This window comes from Bradyrhizobium paxllaeri (assembly GCF_001693515.2).
Classification (GTDB): Bacteria; Pseudomonadota; Alphaproteobacteria; order Rhizobiales; family Xanthobacteraceae; genus Bradyrhizobium; species Bradyrhizobium paxllaeri.
The window spans coordinates 8,082,155-8,098,945 of sequence record NZ_CP042968.1; the positions used below are offsets into that span (position 1 = coordinate 8,082,155).

Below are 16,791 nucleotides of genomic sequence, written 5' to 3' on the forward strand. Positions count from 1 at the left end.
GGACGCTGCCGGGCTCGCTACACCGTCAAGCCCGGTCGTGCAAGAAGTCCTTATTTTACGGGGCTTTCTCGAAGCTGCTTTAAAGTGGCGGAGAGGGAGGGATTCGAACCCCCGATAGGCTTGCACCTATGCCGCATTTCGAGTGCGGTGCATTCAACCACTCTGCCACCTCTCCAGGCGCCAAGACGGGCCGGAATCGGCCGCGTGGTCGGGCCGTGTTCTAGGCGAGGATGACGGGACAGACAAGGCGCGGAGCACAAGATTTCCGAGGGCAGAAGCGCAAAAAGGGAGCCGGAAATGGAGCATCTGACGGTTCGGGCCAACGGAGCGGCGTTCCATGTCGCACAAACCGGGAGCGGGCGGCCGCTATTGTTGTTGCATGGCTGGCCGGAATTCTGGCTGAGCTGGGAGCCGGTAATGACGCGGCTCGCCGACCGCTTCACACTATATGCCCCGGATCTCCGCGGCTTTGGCGCCAGCGACAAGCCGGACGGACCGCACGGTCCCGATCAGCACGCCGCCGACATGCTGGCGTTAATCGATGCGCTTGGCCTCGAGCGGGCCGGCATCGTCGGCCATGATGTCGGCGGCGGGTTGATGCAGCCGCTGGCGCGCGCGGCGCCCGGCCGCATCGCCGGATTGTTCTTCTTCGACTTCGTCTATCCCGGCATTGGGCCGCGCATGGCGGAACCGGACCGGCTCAACAACATCTGGTACCAGTCGTTCAACCAGCTGGAGATCGCGCCAAAGCTGGTCGGCGCGACGCGGGAAAACTGCCGTGCCTATATCGGCTACTTCCTGAAACACTGGACGCATCGGAAACAGGCATTCGACGAGGTGATCGAGGCTTTCACCGACAATTTCATGAAGGCCGGCAATCTCGCCGGCGGTTTTGCCTATTATCGCGCGGCCCATTCGGCGCGCATCAAGATGCTGAAAGGCGAAGCGCCTCCGGCGACGCCGATAGAGCTGCCGACTTGCGTTCGCTGGGCGGAGCATGATCCGCTGTTTCCCTATGCCTGGACCGATCGGCTCGGCGAAACGTTCGCCGATCTCGATCTCGCGATGTTTCCCGACGTCGGGCATTTCCCACATCGCGAAGACCCCGATCGCGCAGCATCGGAGATTGCAGCGTTCTTCGAACGCGTCGGCTGGCATTAATCGCAGATGGAAGGTTGATGAAAAATGGGGTGGGACCGCCAGACGCGACAAAAACTGACGGTCCCGTGCCGCTGCTTTGAAATTCTGGCCGGGAAGTGCGGCTTCGCCGGTCAGCGGAGCGACGCGGGCGACGGTAGCAAGGCGCCGCGAAACGGCAACGCGAAGTGGATTTTAACCTAACCAGTCAACCTTACTACCCGCGCAAAACGTTAATCCAGGTGCTTAATCCTTGCTCTTCCTGGCCTTTTTCTCGTCCTTGCCGTTGTCTTTCCGCCTGTTGGTGAAGCGCGCATTGCCAAGCCCGGTGCCGATCGTCAGCACGCCCCAATGCTCGACATCCTGCATGAAGGGAACCTCGGAAAGACCCTGCACGACGCCGTCATTGTGCATCAGCACGGCGGTGTCGTGATCGCCGATCTGCGGGATCGCCTCCACCAGGCTGGCCGGCAGATTGAACTTCGAGCTTTCCCAATTGCCCGGCAGGTTCTGCGCGCCCTTTTCGATCGAGCCGTCCTCGTTGATGACGCCGGGGCACGCGATACCGATGAATGGCGCAAGCTTCAGGCCTTCGGCCTCAGCGGCCGCGATCAGATCCTTCAACATCTTGACCAGCCGCTTGACCGCGCCCTCGCGCGTCGGCTCGTCATCGGCATGTCGCCACAGCTCGGACTTCCACACTTCCGCCTTGGAAAGATCGGGTGCCTTCTTCCAGCGCGTTTCCACCACGCCGCAGCGGATGTTGGTGCCGCCGATATCGACCGCGAGGATGCTGTCATGGCCCTCGAAGATCCAGGACGGCGCCAGATGCAGCGTTCCGATCAGGCCGGCATTATCGGGATGAAAGCGGATCGGCACCAGATCGACGTCGAAATCCTCAGCCTTGAGAATGATGTCGGTGCGGGCGATCGCGAGCTCGCCGACGCGGCTCTGCCGGAAACCGCCGCCAACCACGATGCACTCGGTGTCTGCCCACGCCTTGGTCTTGAGAAATCGCCCCGTCACATAGGCCAGCTCCTGGGCGAATTCCTCGATCGCGCCGTGCACCAGCGCGGCGGCGCCGACATCCTCGCCCGCCAGCGCCGCGTCCAGCTCGCTTTTCGCGATCTCGCCGCTGGACTTCTTCCCCAGCGGATCGTCGCCGTTTTTCTTCAGCGGCTTGCGGAGGTCGTCCAGGATCTTGCGGAAAGCCCCCTTGCTGGCGCGGTCGCCGAGAAAGCCCTCATCGTCCTTCAGTTCGACATTGAAGCTGTCGACCTCGACCGAGGGCAGGCGGGTGGCGCCGTGGCGGGCGATGCCCGTAGTCGTACCCGTGTCTTCTGCCATTGCCCTTACCCCTGCCGTATCTCGCCGGCGACAACGGGCGGGGAACCCATTGGTTTCATGGAGAGGAGGGCGAATGGCGAGTAGCGAATGGCAAACAGAACCCCGACCTCCTATTCGTCCATTTCGGCCCAAATCCTTCATTTTTGGCGGGTTTTTGGGCCGTTCCGCCTTGACTCCCGGCATTCTCCGGCTATAAGTCCCCGCATCCGGCGCGGGATTTCTCGCGCCGCTTGTTTTTGCGCGAAATCTCAAGGGGTTTGCTCCCCGGCCGCGCGAAAATCGTACCCATAACGACTGACCAAAAAGCCGACCCGGACAGCCCTTTCGGGAATATGTCCGAGGCCGGGATCGAACACGAAGGAATAAAACGATGTTCGCAGTCATCAAAACCGGCGGCCGGCAGTACCGCGTCGTTCCGGATGATGTGCTCGAGATAGGCAAGATCGCCGGCGACGTCGGCACGATCGTGCAGCTTGGTGAAGTTCTGGTGGTCGGCGGTGACACGCCGGTGCTGGGCACGCCGACGGTGGCAGGCGCTTCCGTTGCGGCCGAAGTGCTGGACCACAAGCGCGGCCCCAAGGTGATCGCGTTCAAGAAGCGTCGCCGCAAGAATTCGCGCCGCAAGCGCGGCTATCGCGACGAGATCACGGTGCTTCGCATCACCGAGATCCTGACCGATAACGCCAAGCCTTCGATCGGCCCGCGGCCGAAGAAGGAAAAGGTCGTAGCGTCAGCCGCCGAAGGCGATGAGGCGCCGGCCAAGAAGAAGGCGCCCGCGAAAAAGGCTGCGGCGAAGCCTGCGGCAAAGAAGGCCCCGGCCAAGAAGGCCGCCGCGAAGGGCAAGAGCGAAAAGTAAGGCGCCTCTACGAAAAGTTGAGGCGTGAGAAAAAGTGAAATGATTCCGTCAAGGAATTGATCTAGAAATATTCGAGAAGTCGGAGACGAGCCATGGCTCACAAAAAAGCAGGCGGTTCATCGCGAAATGGTCGCGATTCAGCGGGCAAGCGCCTTGGCATCAAGGCGTACGGCGGCGAACACGTGATTCCCGGCAACATCATCGCGCGTCAACGCGGCACCACCTGGCATCCCGGCCTTAATGTCGGCATGGGCACCGACCATACTCTCTTTGCCAAGGTCGAAGGTCATGTCGAGTTTCGCGCAAAAGCCAATGGTCGCACTTTCGTATCGGTAGTTCCGATGACGGAGGCGGCCGAATAGACGGTGGACAAAATTCGAGTCCGCCGGGTCCTGTTGAACCGGCGGAGTCGAAAAGGGCTCCAGGGGAGGCGGGAAACCGGCCTCCCCTTTTTAATTTGCGCATTTTCGCAATCAGGAGCCCGACATGTTGCAGGACATCCCGATCCAGACCTCGCCCTTGCGTGCGGCGAGTAGCTGCGTCCTCGAGACCGAACGGCTGACGTTGCGCCGGCCGACACTCGCGGACGTAAAAGCGATTGCGCATCTCGCCAATGATCGCCGCATAGCGGAAAACACCCGGCGCCTGCCGCATCCCTATCTGCAGGATCATGCGGTCGAATTCGTGCGCGCCAAGGCCGCCGACAACAGCGAGACGGTGTTTCTGATCGAGCAGAACCATTCGCCGGTCGGCATGGTCGGCATCGACCGCAGCGAGCCGGACGCGCCGGAACTCGGCTACTGGCTCGGCGTCGCGCATTGGGGCCAGGGCTTCGGCACCGAAGCCGCCCGCGCGATGATCGATTTCTTCTTCGAGGAATTCGATGCCGAGCACCTGATTTCCGGCGCCCGCGTCGCCAACCCGGCGTCGCGCAACATTCTGGAGAAATGCGGCTTCCAGTGGAGCGGCGTCGAGCTGCACCGCTTCGAGGCGCTGGGATCCTCAACCCCGGTCGACCGCTTTCGCCTGACGCGGGGCGTGTGGGCGTCGCTGAAGAACTGGGGGAGTTCGACGAGAAGGTAGCAGGTCGCTTGCACCCTCCCCTAGAGGGGTCCGAGACGAGCGTAGCTCGCTCGTCTCGAGGGTAGCAAGGACTCACGCCGGCGGATTTACCACCGCTTCCTCGCGGCCCAACTTCTGCTCGCGCATAAAGATATAGAATCCCGCGCCGATGATGATCGCCGCGCCGATCAGCGTCGAGATCGACGGCACGTCACCCCACACCACGAAGCCGAAGATCACGGCCCATACGATCATCGAATATTGATACGGCACCACGACGCTCGCCGGCGCCAGCTTCAGCGAACGGTTGATGCACAACAGCGCAAAGACGGAGATCACGCCCGCCGCAGCAAACAGGCCAAGGCTGCCGAGGGTCGGCGTCACCCAGCCGATCGGCGACATCAGCGCCCCGAGCAGAAAGGTGCCGCCGAACTGCGACGTCGTTAGCACGATATCCGGCGTGTCCCGCAGCGAGCGCGTGATCAGCATCAGGAACGCAAACGACAGGCTGCCGCCGAGCGCGATCATCGCCGGCCAGCTCACCGTCTGCGTCGACGGGCGCAGCGCGATCAGCACGCCGCAGAATCCGATCAGGATCGCGGTCCAGCGCCGCCAGCCGACACGCTCGCCGAGCACGATGCCCGACAACGCCGTGACGAAGATCGGCGAAGCCAGATAGTAGGTAATGACGTCGGCGAGCGGCAAATAGACGGTGGCGAGAAAGAAGGCTGCGACCTCGAGCGTCGAGAGCGTCACGCGCAACAACTGCAGCCATGGCCGTTCGATGCGATTGAACTCGGCGCGCTGCTTCCAGATCACCGGCAACAGCACGAGCAGGGCCGCGCAGGCGCGCAGCCACAACAACTGGCCGACCGAATAGGTCGCGACCATGAATTTTCCGAGCGCGTCGCCGAACGAGAACATGAAGATCGACAGCAGCATCAAGCCGATGCCGGCCAGCCGCGCCGAACGCTCGTCATAGGTGGAAATTTTGGCGAACAGGCTCATTGGCGGGCGCGACGTTTCCGGTGGTTCCCAGTGACGGCCGGACGTGCTTCGGCCCTCCACGTTCTTGCGCCGCTGTTTTAAGCAAGTGGACGCCCGGGACAAGCCCGGGCACGACGAATTGAACCAATTGTCGCAGCGGCCGCGCTCTGTGATACCGGTACACCCTCTGAAAAGCGCCACAGGAAATCGACATGACCGACTTCAACCCCGCCCAGCACCGCATGGTGAGCGAACAGCGCTGGTTCGAGGATTTCGTGCTCGGCGAACGCTTCGTGATTCCGAGCCGGACCCAGACGTCGGCCGTGTTCGCCGCGTTCCAGACCGCCAGCGGCGACACCCATCCGATCCATTACGACGTCGAATATTGCCGTGCTCGCGGCATGCCGGATCTGCTCGCGCACGGCTTCCAGACCCTGGTCCACACCGCGCCGGGCGCCGGCCTGTTTCCCTATATCGTCGAGGAATCGCTCGTCGGCTTCCTCGAACAGTCGAGCAAGTTCTTGAAGCCGGTCTATGCCGGCGACACCGTCTACCCCGCGCTCGAAGTCATCGAGCTCGTCCCCGGCCGCAGCACCGGCGTGGTGACGCTGCGCTCGACCGTGTTCAACCAGCGCAAGGAATTGGTGCTGGAGGGAAGGCAGAAGTTTCTTGTGCGGCGGCGACCGGCGGGAGCATAGCACGGCAGCGGCTGCAAGGCAGGATCGTGGCACGCTGGACGTAACTCATCCGACAGCATTGCCGAACGACCCAGTTTCGCCCCTCTTGGCTCAGCATAGTAGACCATCTAGGATGTGAGGCCGGGATCGCGAAGCTCAGCATGAACAATGACGCGGTAGGCAAGGGCGAAGAACAGGCCGCCGGGACCGGGCGATTTGATGTTCGGGGCGCAGGCGTCGCACTCGTTCGCCAAGAGACCGTCGTGCTGCTGGTTGATCTCGTGGAATCGGTGCGCCTCATGCGGGAGCACGAGGATTCTACGGTTCGTCGCTGGGCAGACTTCATCGACATCGTCACTACTTCGATACTGCCTCGCCATCGCGGCGTCCTGGTGAAAAGCCTGGGCGATGGATTGATGGCGCGTTTCGAGACGGTGCCTGAAGCGGTCGATGCCGCCGCCGAGATGCACCGGACACTTGACGCGCATAACTCCGGCTTCCCGGAAAGTCAGCATTTTCATCTTCGCGCCGGCGTCAATGCCGCGATGGCGTGGAGCGATGGGCTCGACATTTACGGGACCGGCGTAAACTTGGCAGCGCGACTCGCTACGCTGGCCGGTCCGGGCGAGACGATCGCCAGCGCTTCCGCGCATGAACAGCTCGCGGGGGCCTTGGCAAGCCTGGCGCGCCCCGGCGAAACCATCGGCAGCGCCACAGCACGCGACGAGCTTACGCACGGGGTCGATGCATCGTGCGAAGACCTTGGCGAGTGCATTCTCAAGCATTTTGACAAGCCGGTACGTGCCTACCGTGTTGGCCCGGCGGCGCACCCTAGCCTCACCGGGCGACGCCATTATGGAACGGCCATGCAGCCGACTATTGCCGTGATCCCTTTCTCCGCGAGGAATGACGCACCCGCGCTTATCGATGTCGGCAACCTGATTGCGGATAGCGTGATTTGGCGGCTCTCGAAGGCGACGGACCTGAGGGTGATTTCACGCCTGTCGACGGCCGTGTTCCGCGGCCGTGTGAACAATGTCGAAGCGGTGTCGGCGCATCTTGGCGCCACCTATGTCCTCAGCGGCGCGTATGTTGCGGATGCCGGCAAGATCATGGTGACTGCCGAACTTTCGGAGGTACGCAGCAACCAAGTTGTCTGGACCGACCGGCTGAACGGCGAAATCGGCGATCTTCTGAAGCCGGAAAGCGAATTGGCGGATCGTATCGCCCAGGCAGTGAACTTGTCCGTACTCGACGCCGAGGTGGAGCATATTCTGACCCAGCCGCTCCCCACTCTCGAGAGCTACTCGCTGCTGCTCGGCAGCATCAAGTTGATGCATCGCTCCAGCAAGGAGGAGTTTCTCCAGACGCGCAAAATCCTTGACGAACTGATTGACCGGCACAGCCGGATCGCGGCTCCGCGCGCGTGGCTCGGCAACTGGTACATTCTGCAGGTGACGCGCGGCTGGTCTGAGGATCGCAAGCGCGAGGCGGTCGAGGCCTTAAGCACCACCCACGCGGCCCTCGACCGGGACCCCTCGGACGCGCTCGCGCTTGCGACCGAGGGATTTGTCTATTGTCATTTGCTGAAGGACCTGGAGACCGCCCGCAAGCGCTGCAACGAAGCGGTGAACGCCAACCCCAGCCACGCGCTCGGCTGGCTCTATCTCGGCACCGTTGACGCGTTCATGGGGGAAGGGAAAGCGGCTGTCGACGCGACGCGACGCGCGATGGAGCTCTCTCCGCTCGATCCGCAGCGCTACTATTTCGAGTCCCTTGCCGCAACGGCACAGCTTTCCGCGCATCAATACGAGAATGCCGAAAGGCTTGCGCGCTCATCGCTGGTGCTCCACCGCATGCACCCATCCACGTGGAGGGCTCTGACGATCTCGCTCGTGGCCCAGGGTCGAGTGGAAGAGGGACGCGAGACGCTCGCCAAGATGCGACAGCTCGAGCCGCTACTGACGGTGGAACGATATCTTGCACGAATGCCGAGTGCGGAGCTCGAGACCGGACGGCACTGGGCGCGCTGCCTGGCAATGGCAGGTCTCCCCTCGGGAAACGGCAACTCGAACCGGCATTGACGCTGAGAAAAATACCCAAACGTGTGTGAAGGATCACACACTCGAAGCCGGTGCGGCGGCGCAAGTTAGCGCAATGGAAGCTTACCCTCGGAATTGACCAACCCACAGGGAGGCCGAAATGACCCAACTGGGCGGAGCTGGAGGTGCAGGCGGAGCAGGTGGCGCGGGCGGCGCTGGTGGTGCCGGGGGCGCTGGTGGGGCAGGTGGAGCCGGCGGCGTTGGCGGAGCAGGCGGAGCGGTTCTTGGTACGCTGGCCGATGTGTATGCCAATCCAGTCATGGTGGACGCGCTCATCCATTCGCGTGATGGGACCATTGTTACCGACACCAGTCACTACGAACCGTCTTTCCCAGGCATCGATCAGCCGAGGCAAATGGAGCGGTGGGAGCCGTGGGTTCGCGCCACGATAGCGATCGGCGAGATGCTGCAAGGCATCACCTTTCTGACGTCGGGCAACGGTTTCCAGGTCCTGTCGTTCGGCAACCTGATTGCGGAAATCCAACGTCCGGCACGCGCAACATTCCAGAGTCAGATTCCGCTCGTCCTCAACTGGGCCCAACTGCGTAACGAACGGGCCACCGAAATAATGGCGGAGATCGATCCGCAATACGCGTTCTGGTCGTCGATCGTCTACCTGCATCCCGAGCGAACCAGACGCACGTTCGAGCTCATCAACATGGTGCTGCAGTTCTGCGTCTATGTGGAGATGCGGTTCAAACACGCGCTGGCGTGCTATCGCCCGGTCGAATACAACGCGCAAGTGCAACCGATGATCACGACCCCAGGTCACAACAGCTTCCCTATGGGACATGGGACGCAGGCCTATGCGGTGGCTCACGTTCTCAAGATGCTGCTGAGCCTCGATCCGGCGACGTACCCGTCACATGCCTGGGTGATTGACCAGTTGGATCGTTTGTCGGCTCGAATCACGACCAATCGCGTCATTGCGGGAGTCCACTTCCCGGTCGACAGCATGGCAGGACGCATGTTGGGCGTGGCTTTGGGCGAGTACTTCTACGGGCGCTGTACCGGTAACCAGCTATACATGAACCGGAAGTTCCTTGCTGCGGGGATCGACGGCCCCTATTCCACCACGGATTTCAATCCATTCAACACCGCTGCATCGACATCGACGACCCCGAGCCAGGATCTCGCGGTCGGCCCGCTCTACTCTGCATCCGCCGGAGCGGCGTACGTCCCGCAATCCAATTTGATGAGGCACGTCTGGCGTAGGGCGAGGAGGGAGTGGACCGGCAGATTTGGCGTGTAACCTGACGTGGAGAACAATCCATGCCCGACGGTGAGAGCTACCCGAACTGCTTTGGCCCATACCTCCGGTACGCCATTTCGACGAACTTTGAATACTTCGCATTTTTCGACGAGCGAGCGAATTTCAGACTGTTTCTCCTCGCGGAGTTCAAGAAAGCTGGACAACAAGACGAGTTCGTGGATCGTCTAAATGCAGCTCTGTCCGATCTGTATCCAGGCTCGTCCAGCCCCTCGGTCGACCTAGGTCCGGCCGACGACAACATCCCATTTGCCACCGTGCGCGCCCCAACGACGGCGGTGACCCCAGTGGCGCCGGGCGGCCCTTTGTTCGTCCTGTGGGAGCAATACATTTCCAGGGTCGAGCTGTCGCTTCCTCTGAAGCTGTCGGTATTGCCGCCGTTCACCAAGCGCAAGATCGTCCAACGCTGGAATGAGGGAAAGAAGTCGTCGGCCGAACTGCTGATTGGCATGATGGACGATGGCTGCCCGTTTGCTGCTGCACAGTTTCTGCGGGGCGCAGCGGGTTCTGTCAGCACACGGGTGCGGGGAATTTGGGACCAGAACCGCGGCAAGCAACCTGTCCAGGTCAACAGTCGTTTTTTCGGCCAGGCGCTAACTGATTTCGCCTACGGCCTCGAATACCGCCGCGACCCTCCATCGACCAGCCAGATCGGGCTCGACGAATGGATGTCACTGCATTTGACACCTGCCGGAAGCATCGACGAGGACGGCTGTTACGCGCATGGCCGTTTTGCAAGGCTCGCAAGCCAGCAGTCGCACGGCGCGCATGTGATGGACGTACTCGTCGGGCTCACCCCAATCTCGTCGCGGATCGGTCCCTCATCCGGCGGCGGAGACCGCCGCGATCCGCCGAGCTGGAATCCGGGAAATGCCACAACTGATCCTGCCTGCGACGCAGATCTGGTATTCGTGCAGTTTTCCGATGACTGCATCCGTGATGCGACCGGCGTATGGCTCAAGGGTTATGTCTTCGAGGGCATCCGGTACATCATGTCTTTTGCCGACCCGAGTGTCACGAAGCGCGTGATCATTAATCTCAGCTACGGGCCAACCACCGGACCGCATGACGGCACGGCGGACCTTGAGGCCATATTGAGCGCGCTTGTCACGGAGTTCGACGGCAGCGCCGGGAAGCCCAAGCTCGATATCTTCCTGCCGGCGGGCAATACGTATCTCACCGAGGAACACGCTTTCTTCACCCGGAGCAGCGGACAACCTGGTCAAGTCGAATGGACCTGGCGCCTTCCTCCTGACAATACCGTGCTTTGTTTCTCCGAAGTATGGATGGATACCGCCGCCGCCACCGGCGCTGCCGTTACGCTAACGTCGCCCCGCGGAAACAACATTCCGGTGGCCAGCAATGTCGTCATGGGCAGCAGCACGATGTGGCGGCTTGAAGTCGGCCCCACTGTTGCCGCTCCAGGGATCGCGGCACAAGAACATGGAGATTACACGATCAAGGTCGCCGGGATTCCCGTAAACGCTGAAGTCCATGCCTATGCGGCACGAACTAATCCGAACATGGGCGTGACGACCGGTGCCAAGCGATCGCTGTTTGTCGACCAGAATTGGGAGCGAACCCGATCAGCAACCGCCGCCTACACGCGGGTGAACGGTGAGTTTGACAAGACCGGATCGCTCGTCTCCCGTTTCGGCACTCTCAACGGAATCGCCACCGCCAACGACGCCCACGTGCATGTTGCCGGCGGTTACATTCTGTTCGACGGGCGCAAGTCGCTTTATTCGTCGGCCGGCCCCGCGCGCGGCAGTTCGGCAACACGTCGAGTCGGTCCTGATTACGTGCTGCCCTGCGACGAGTCCTACGCACTCACCGGCATGCTCGCCGGAGGCACTAGGAGCGGCAGCATGTTTCGCCTGATCGGCACCAGTACCGCGGCACCGCAGCTGGCTCGACAGTTCATAAAGACGACGTACCCACAGCCCTACAACTTTTCGACATCTCCTCCGGAGCCTGAGAAACGGGGCGCCGGCGATCTCCCGCCGCCGTAGCGCCGGAGGACCTTCGCCGAGGCCGCAAAAAGGCCCGAAAATTAAGGCTTTTTGCCAATGTGGTACCGCTTGAGGGTTGCCGTCCGACGCCCCCTGCCCTACCTAGTGGCGATCATGAAATTCCTCGACGAAGCAAAGGTCTACATCCGCTCCGGCGACGGCGGCAACGGCTGCGTGGCGTTCCGCCGCGAGAAGTTCATCGAGTTCGGCGGCCCCTCCGGCGGCAATGGTGGCCGTGGCGGCGACGTCATCCTCGAGGTGGTCGACGGGCTGAACACGCTGATCGATTACCGCTACCAGCAGCACTTCAAGGCGCAGAAGGGCACCAATGGCATGGGCAAGGACCGCCATGGCGCCAACGGCAAATCGATCGTGCTCAAGGTGCCGGTCGGTACGCAGATTTTTGACGAGGATCGCGAAACGCTGATCCACGACTTCACCGAGCTCGGCGAAAAGTTCGTGCTGGCGCTGGGTGGCAATGGCGGCTTTGGGAACGCGCATTTCAAATCCTCGACCAACCGCGCGCCGCGCAACGCCAATCCCGGCCAGGAAGGCGAGGAGCGCTGGATCTGGCTACGGCTGAAACTGATTGCGGATGCCGGCCTCGTCGGCCTGCCCAACGCCGGCAAATCGACCTTCCTCTCCGTCGTGAGCGCGGCCAAGCCGAAGATCGCCGATTATCCCTTCACCACGCTGCATCCGCAGCTCGGCGTCGTGAACGCGCAGGGCCGCGAATTCGTGCTCGCCGACATTCCCGGCCTGATCGAGGGCGCGCATGAGGGCGCCGGCCTCGGCGACCGCTTTCTCGGCCATGTCGAGCGCTGCCGCGTGCTGCTGCATCTGATCGACGCGACCTGCGAGCATGCCGGCAAGGCCTACAAGACGGTGCGAACCGAGCTCGAGGCCTATGAGGGCCACCTCGCCGACAAGATCGAGATCGTCGCGCTGAACAAGATCGACGCGGTAGCGCCGGACGAACTGAAGAAGCAGAAGGATCGGCTGAAGCGCGCCGCGAAGAAGACACCGCTGTTGCTCTCCGCCGCCACCCAGGAAGGGGTGCAGGAGGCGCTCAACGCGCTGGTCGAGGTGATCGGCGAGGCCCCGGTGTCGCTCAAGGCCAAGGGTGGGCAGGCGCCGTGGGCGCCGGTGACGCCGCCGCAGGGCTAGCTCAAACCTGGCCTTTGCCGCGGCCGCGCCACTTCCAAATCGCGGAGCTGGCGCGTATTGCTTCCCGACAATCCCTTTTATTTCGACTTCATCATGAAACGCCCCGCGCTCAAAAATTTCCGCCGCATCGTCGTCAAGGTCGGCTCCTCGCTGCTGGTCGATTCCGATGCCGGCGAGGTCCGCGCCAAGTGGCTATCGGCGCTGGTCGCCGATATCGCCAAGCTGCACGGTGAAGGCCGCGATGTGCTGGTGGTTTCATCAGGGTCGATCGCGCTTGGGCGCAGCCGGTTGAAGCTGCCGCGCGGTCCCCTGAAGCTCGAGGAAAGCCAGGGCGCCGCCGCTGTGGGGCAGATCGCGCTGGCGCGAATCTGGTCGGAGGTGCTGGGGGCGCACGGCATCGGCGCCGGGCAGATCCTGGTGACGCTGCAGGATACCGAGGAGCGCAGGCGCTATCTCAACGCCCGCTCGACCATCGCCAAACTTCTGGAATGGCGCGCGGTGCCCGTGATCAACGAAAACGACACGGTCGCCACCAACGAGATCCGCTATGGCGACAATGATCGCCTCGCCGCGCGCGTCGCCACCATGGCGAGCGCCGATCTCTTGATACTGCTGTCCGACATCGACGGACTTTATGACGCCCCACCCGGCGCCAATCCGAACGCCAAACTGATTCCGATTGTGGAGTCCGTTACCTCGGAAATCGAGGGCATGGCGGGCGCGGCTGAATCCGAATTGTCGCGCGGCGGCATGTTCACCAAGATCGAGGCGGCGAAGATCGCGACCACCTCGGGCACGCATATGCTGATCGCCTCGGGCAAGATCGAGCATCCGCTGCAGGCCATTGCGGACGGCGGACGCTGCACCTGGTTCCTGACGCCCGCCAATCCCGTCACCGCGCGGAAGCGCTGGATCGCAGGCTCGCTGGAGCCAAAAGGTACGCTGACCATCGATGCCGGCGCGGTCGCGGCACTGCGTGCCGGCAAGAGCCTGCTGCCGGCCGGCGTGATCAGGATCGACGGCCAGTTCGCCCGCGGCGACGCGGTGGTAGTGCGCGGCCCCGATACCCACGAAATCGGCCGCGGCCTCATCGCCTACGACGCCGAGGATGCGGAGAAAATCAAGGGCCGCTCGTCGCCGGACGTGATGGCGATTCTCGGCATCAGCGGCCGGGCGGAGATGATCCATCGCGATGATCTGGTGGTGGGTGGTCCGCGATCGACCGATCCCGCTTAGGCATCACGCCATATCGTCGGCGTCGATGTCCTGGCGACTGTTCATCACGCGAATGACTTCGACGCCGTCAGAGACAGGGCTATAGAAGATAAGGTAGTTTCCGACGGGGAAGCTGCGCAAATTCCTTCGCAGTTCGGGACGTTCGCGCCCAGCTAACGGATTCTCGACAAGCATCTGAAAAACGCCGCCGATGCGATCCATCAGCCGGTCAGCGGCCTGAACGTCGTCAACGGCGATAAAATTCCAGATCGAATCGAGATCGAGGTCAGCCTGCGGAAGTTTGCGAAATCTATTCGGCACGTTTTCGCGCGGCGAGTCTTTGCCGTCCCCGCGTCTTTATGCTCTCGATCCATTCGGAGATATTGACTTCCTCCATCGGCCCGCTGTCGAGGCCCTTCTGAATCTCGGCGCGCAATGCTTCGAGCTTTGCCTTGCGCCGTTCTTCGCGCTCCTCAACCAGCCGCAAGCCGTCGCGCATGACCTCGCTGGCCGTCGAGTAGCGGCCGCTCTCGATCAGGCCCTCGATCATCTGCTCGAAATGTTTGCCGATGCTGTAGCTGGTGGCCATCGCGCTCTCCGTATATCACAAAGTATTATTTAATGATATTCATGGGCCACGCAAGCCGTCTCCTGCGTCAGGTTCGATTTGCGACTGGTTCACTGGCCTAGCCCCGAGCGCCAGCCAGCCATGCCGGTTCCGGACCTCGCAAATGCGGGATTTCCGTGCTAGGACATGGCCTTACTCTAGCTCCCGAGACCTCCGATGACCGCCCCCCTGAAGGCAATCGACGGCAACGCCGATCTGCCCGCTTTGATGACCGACCTCGCTTCGCAAGCGCGCGCTGCCGCGCGGGTGCTGGCCCTGGCGCCGCCAGAGCAGAAGGACCGGGCGCTGGAGGCCATCGCGCGGGTTATCCGCGCCAATGCGGCAAAGATCCTCGCGGCCAATGCCGAGGATGTTGCGGAAGTGCGCGCCGGCGGCGCGACCTCGGCCTTCATCGATCGCCTGACGCTGACGCCGGCCCGGATCGAATCCATGGCTGATGGTGTCGCCACGGTGCGCGCCATTCCCGATCCCGTCGGCACCGTCACCGAGAGCTGGCAGCGGCCGAACGGCATGACGATCGAGCGCGTGCGTGTGCCCCTCGGGGTGATCGGCGTGATCTTCGAGAGCCGTCCCAATGTCGCCGCGGACGCCGGCGTGCTGTGCCTGAAGTCCGGCAACGCCGTGATCCTGCGCGGCGGCTCCGACAGCTTCCGCTCGTGCCGCGCCATACACGAATGCCTCTCGCAGGGCCTGCGCGAGGCGGGTCTGCCGGAAGCTGCGATCACGCTGGTGCCGACACGCGACCGCGCGGCGGTCGGCCTGATGCTGTCGGGATTGAACGGCGGCATCGACGTGATCGTGCCGCGCGGCGGCAAGAGCCTGGTGGCACGCGTCGAAGCAGAAGCACGCGTGCCGGTGTTTGCGCATCTCGAAGGCGTCAACCACGTCTATGTCGATGCCAGCGCCAAGCTCGACATGGCTAAGTCGATCGTGCTGAACGCCAAGATGCGCCGGACCGGCGTCTGCGGCGCGGCCGAGACGCTGCTGGTCGATCGCGCGGGCGCCGCGGCGACGCTCAAGCCGCTGGTCGAGATGCTGCTCGAATCCGGCTGCGAGGTGCGCGGTGACGACGCCGTGCAGAACATCGATGCGCGCGTGAAGCCGGCAACGGACGAGGATTGGGATACCGAGTATCTCGATGCCGTCATCGCTGCGCGCATCGTCGACGGCGTCGACGGGGCGATCACGCATATCCAGAACCACGGCTCGCGCCACACTGACGCGATCGTAACCGAGGATGCCAAAGCGGCCGAAAAATTCCTCAGCGAGGTCGACTCGGCGATCGTGCTGCACAACGCCTCGACGCAGTTCGCCGACGGCGGCGAGTTCGGCTTCGGCGCGGAAATCGGCATCGCCACCGGCAAATTCCACGCCCGCGGCCCGGTCGGCGCCGAACAACTGACGAGCTTCAAATACCGTGTTCACGGCACCGGGCAGACGCGGCCGTGAACCACAGAGCGTTTTCGAGCGAAGTGGAAACCGGTTCGCGTCAAGAAAACGCGTCAAAACAAGATTCTGGAGCTCCGTTTCGATTCCATCGAAACGGAAATAGCTCTAGCCCGTGCCCGCAGTGACCCGGCTGTGATGCGACTGCAATCCGCCGCGCAGGCCATCCCCTTTCACGCCAACGGCATGCGGATCGGCCTGCTCGGCGGCTCGTTCAATCCGCCGCACGCGGCGCATCGCGCGATCAGCCTGTTTGCGCTCAAGCGCCTGAAGCTCGATCGCGTCTGGTGGCTGCTGACGCCGGGCAATCCGCTCAAGGATAACGGCCGGCTGCATGGCCTTGCAGAACGCGCCGATGCCGCACTGAAGATCGCCGACGATCCGCGCATCGACGTCAGCTGTCTCGAAGCTGTCATTGGTGTCAGATATACTGTCGATACGATCATCCACTTGCGCCGCCGCGTTTCCGGCGTGCATTTCGTCTGGATCATGGGCGCCGACAATCTTGCGCAATTCCATCGTTGGCAGAACTGGCGGCGCATTGCCGCAGAGGTGCCGATTGCGGTGATCGACCGTCCGCCAGAAAGTTTCCGCGCGCTAGCTGCGCCGGCCGCGCAGGCCCTGGCGCGCTATCGGTTGCCTGCAAACCAGGCGGCCCAGCTGGCAGATCAACGCGCTCCCGCCTGGGTTTTCCTCACCGGTCTGAAACTGAACATGTCCTCAACCGGCCTGCGGAACCCTGACGGTAGCTGGAAGGCAAAGAAGTGACAGTCTGGTCTGAACCGGCGGGTGGGGACACTGGAATATTGAAACCGTTAACCCCACATGCCTAATATGGTCCGCGACGCCGGGATTCGGCGTTTGCGATACAGTGAAAGGAATGGT

16 protein-coding genes and 1 tRNA gene are annotated in these 16,791 nt (G+C 62.6%); 12 read left to right on the forward strand and 5 right to left on the reverse strand.

Features of this window, described 5'->3' with window-relative positions:
* Positions 1–85: 85 nt before the first annotated feature.
* Positions 86–175 (reverse strand) — tRNA-Ser (locus tag LMTR21_RS38570).
* Positions 176–297: 122 nt separating this feature from the next.
* Between LMTR21_RS38570 and LMTR21_RS38575 the strand changes: the two genes are divergently transcribed.
* Positions 298–1,161, forward strand: a complete 864-nt coding sequence (locus LMTR21_RS38575) for an alpha/beta fold hydrolase (RefSeq protein ID WP_065751605.1) — start codon at positions 298–300, stop codon at positions 1,159–1,161.
* 222 nt (positions 1,162–1,383) lie between these two features.
* On the opposite strand, the gene LMTR21_RS38580 is transcribed toward LMTR21_RS38575, so the two are convergent.
* On the reverse strand, positions 1,384–2,484 hold the full coding sequence (locus tag LMTR21_RS38580) for an ROK family protein (protein ID WP_065751606.1): 1,101 nt from the start codon (positions 2,482–2,484) through the stop codon (positions 1,384–1,386).
* Between the two features lie 370 nt (positions 2,485–2,854).
* Between LMTR21_RS38580 and rplU the strand changes: the two genes are divergently transcribed.
* The 3 genes from rplU to LMTR21_RS38595 all read left to right on the forward strand — a co-directional run bounded on the left by rplU (position 2,855) and on the right by LMTR21_RS38595 (position 4,423).
* A complete protein-coding gene (rplU, locus tag LMTR21_RS38585) occupies positions 2,855–3,340 on the forward strand; it encodes a 50S ribosomal protein L21 (RefSeq protein ID WP_065751607.1) in 486 nt (161 codons plus the stop codon).
* A gap of 92 nt (positions 3,341–3,432) precedes the next feature.
* Positions 3,433–3,702 (forward strand): 50S ribosomal protein L27, encoded by a 270-nt coding sequence (gene rpmA, locus LMTR21_RS38590; RefSeq protein WP_028348532.1) that lies wholly within the window; start codon positions 3,433–3,435, stop codon positions 3,700–3,702.
* 124 nt (positions 3,703–3,826) lie between these two features.
* Positions 3,827–4,423, forward strand: a complete 597-nt coding sequence (locus tag LMTR21_RS38595; RefSeq protein WP_065751608.1) for a GNAT family N-acetyltransferase — start codon at positions 3,827–3,829, stop codon at positions 4,421–4,423.
* Positions 4,424–4,495: 72 nt separating this feature from the next.
* Here the strand turns inward: LMTR21_RS38595 and LMTR21_RS38600 are convergent, their stop codons facing one another.
* Positions 4,496–5,410 (reverse strand): DMT family transporter, encoded by a 915-nt coding sequence (locus LMTR21_RS38600; RefSeq protein ID WP_065751609.1) that lies wholly within the window; start codon positions 5,408–5,410, stop codon positions 4,496–4,498.
* Positions 5,411–5,601: 191 nt separating this feature from the next.
* On the opposite strand from LMTR21_RS38600, the gene LMTR21_RS38605 reads away from it, so the two are divergent.
* From LMTR21_RS38605 to proB, 6 genes are all read left to right on the forward strand, one after another.
* On the forward strand, positions 5,602–6,087 hold the full coding sequence (locus tag LMTR21_RS38605; RefSeq protein ID WP_065751610.1) for a MaoC family dehydratase: 486 nt from the start codon (positions 5,602–5,604) through the stop codon (positions 6,085–6,087).
* A 140-nt stretch (positions 6,088–6,227) separates the two neighbouring features.
* Positions 6,228–8,150, forward strand: coding sequence for an adenylate/guanylate cyclase domain-containing protein (locus tag LMTR21_RS38610; protein WP_084030484.1), 1,923 nt, complete (start codon positions 6,228–6,230; stop codon positions 8,148–8,150).
* 118 nt (positions 8,151–8,268) lie between these two features.
* On the forward strand, positions 8,269–9,420 hold the full coding sequence (locus LMTR21_RS38615; RefSeq protein ID WP_065751611.1) for a phosphatase PAP2 family protein: 1,152 nt from the start codon (positions 8,269–8,271) through the stop codon (positions 9,418–9,420).
* Positions 9,421–9,440: 20 nt separating this feature from the next.
* Positions 9,441–11,450, forward strand: coding sequence for a S8/S53 family peptidase (locus tag LMTR21_RS38620; protein ID WP_065751612.1), 2,010 nt, complete (start codon positions 9,441–9,443; stop codon positions 11,448–11,450).
* A 114-nt stretch (positions 11,451–11,564) separates the two neighbouring features.
* Complete coding sequence (obgE, locus tag LMTR21_RS38625; RefSeq protein ID WP_065751613.1) at positions 11,565–12,617, forward strand: GTPase ObgE; 1,053 nt, start codon at positions 11,565–11,567, stop codon at positions 12,615–12,617.
* A 93-nt stretch (positions 12,618–12,710) separates the two neighbouring features.
* Complete coding sequence (gene proB / locus LMTR21_RS38630) at positions 12,711–13,853, forward strand: glutamate 5-kinase (protein ID WP_065751695.1); 1,143 nt, start codon at positions 12,711–12,713, stop codon at positions 13,851–13,853.
* A gap of 3 nt (positions 13,854–13,856) precedes the next feature.
* On the opposite strand, the gene LMTR21_RS38635 is transcribed toward proB, so the two are convergent.
* Both LMTR21_RS38635 and LMTR21_RS38640 read right to left on the reverse strand, forming a co-directional pair.
* On the reverse strand, positions 13,857–14,153 hold the full coding sequence (locus LMTR21_RS38635) for a type II toxin-antitoxin system RelE/ParE family toxin (RefSeq protein ID WP_065751614.1): 297 nt from the start codon (positions 14,151–14,153) through the stop codon (positions 13,857–13,859).
* Positions 14,143–14,421 carry a type II toxin-antitoxin system ParD family antitoxin gene (locus LMTR21_RS38640; RefSeq protein WP_065751615.1) on the reverse strand — a complete coding sequence of 93 codons (279 nt, stop codon included), beginning with the start codon at positions 14,419–14,421 and terminating at the stop codon, positions 14,143–14,145. Before LMTR21_RS38640 ends, LMTR21_RS38635 begins: the two co-directional genes overlap by 11 nt.
* A 195-nt stretch (positions 14,422–14,616) precedes the next feature.
* Here LMTR21_RS38640 and LMTR21_RS38645 point away from each other — a divergent pair, with 195 nt between their 5' ends.
* Both LMTR21_RS38645 and LMTR21_RS38650 read left to right on the forward strand, forming a co-directional pair.
* Complete coding sequence (locus tag LMTR21_RS38645; protein ID WP_065751616.1) at positions 14,617–15,909, forward strand: glutamate-5-semialdehyde dehydrogenase; 1,293 nt, start codon at positions 14,617–14,619, stop codon at positions 15,907–15,909.
* Between the two features lie 135 nt (positions 15,910–16,044).
* On the forward strand, positions 16,045–16,674 hold the full coding sequence (locus LMTR21_RS38650; protein WP_065751617.1) for a nicotinate-nucleotide adenylyltransferase: 630 nt from the start codon (positions 16,045–16,047) through the stop codon (positions 16,672–16,674).
* Positions 16,675–16,791: the final 117 nt, after the last annotated feature.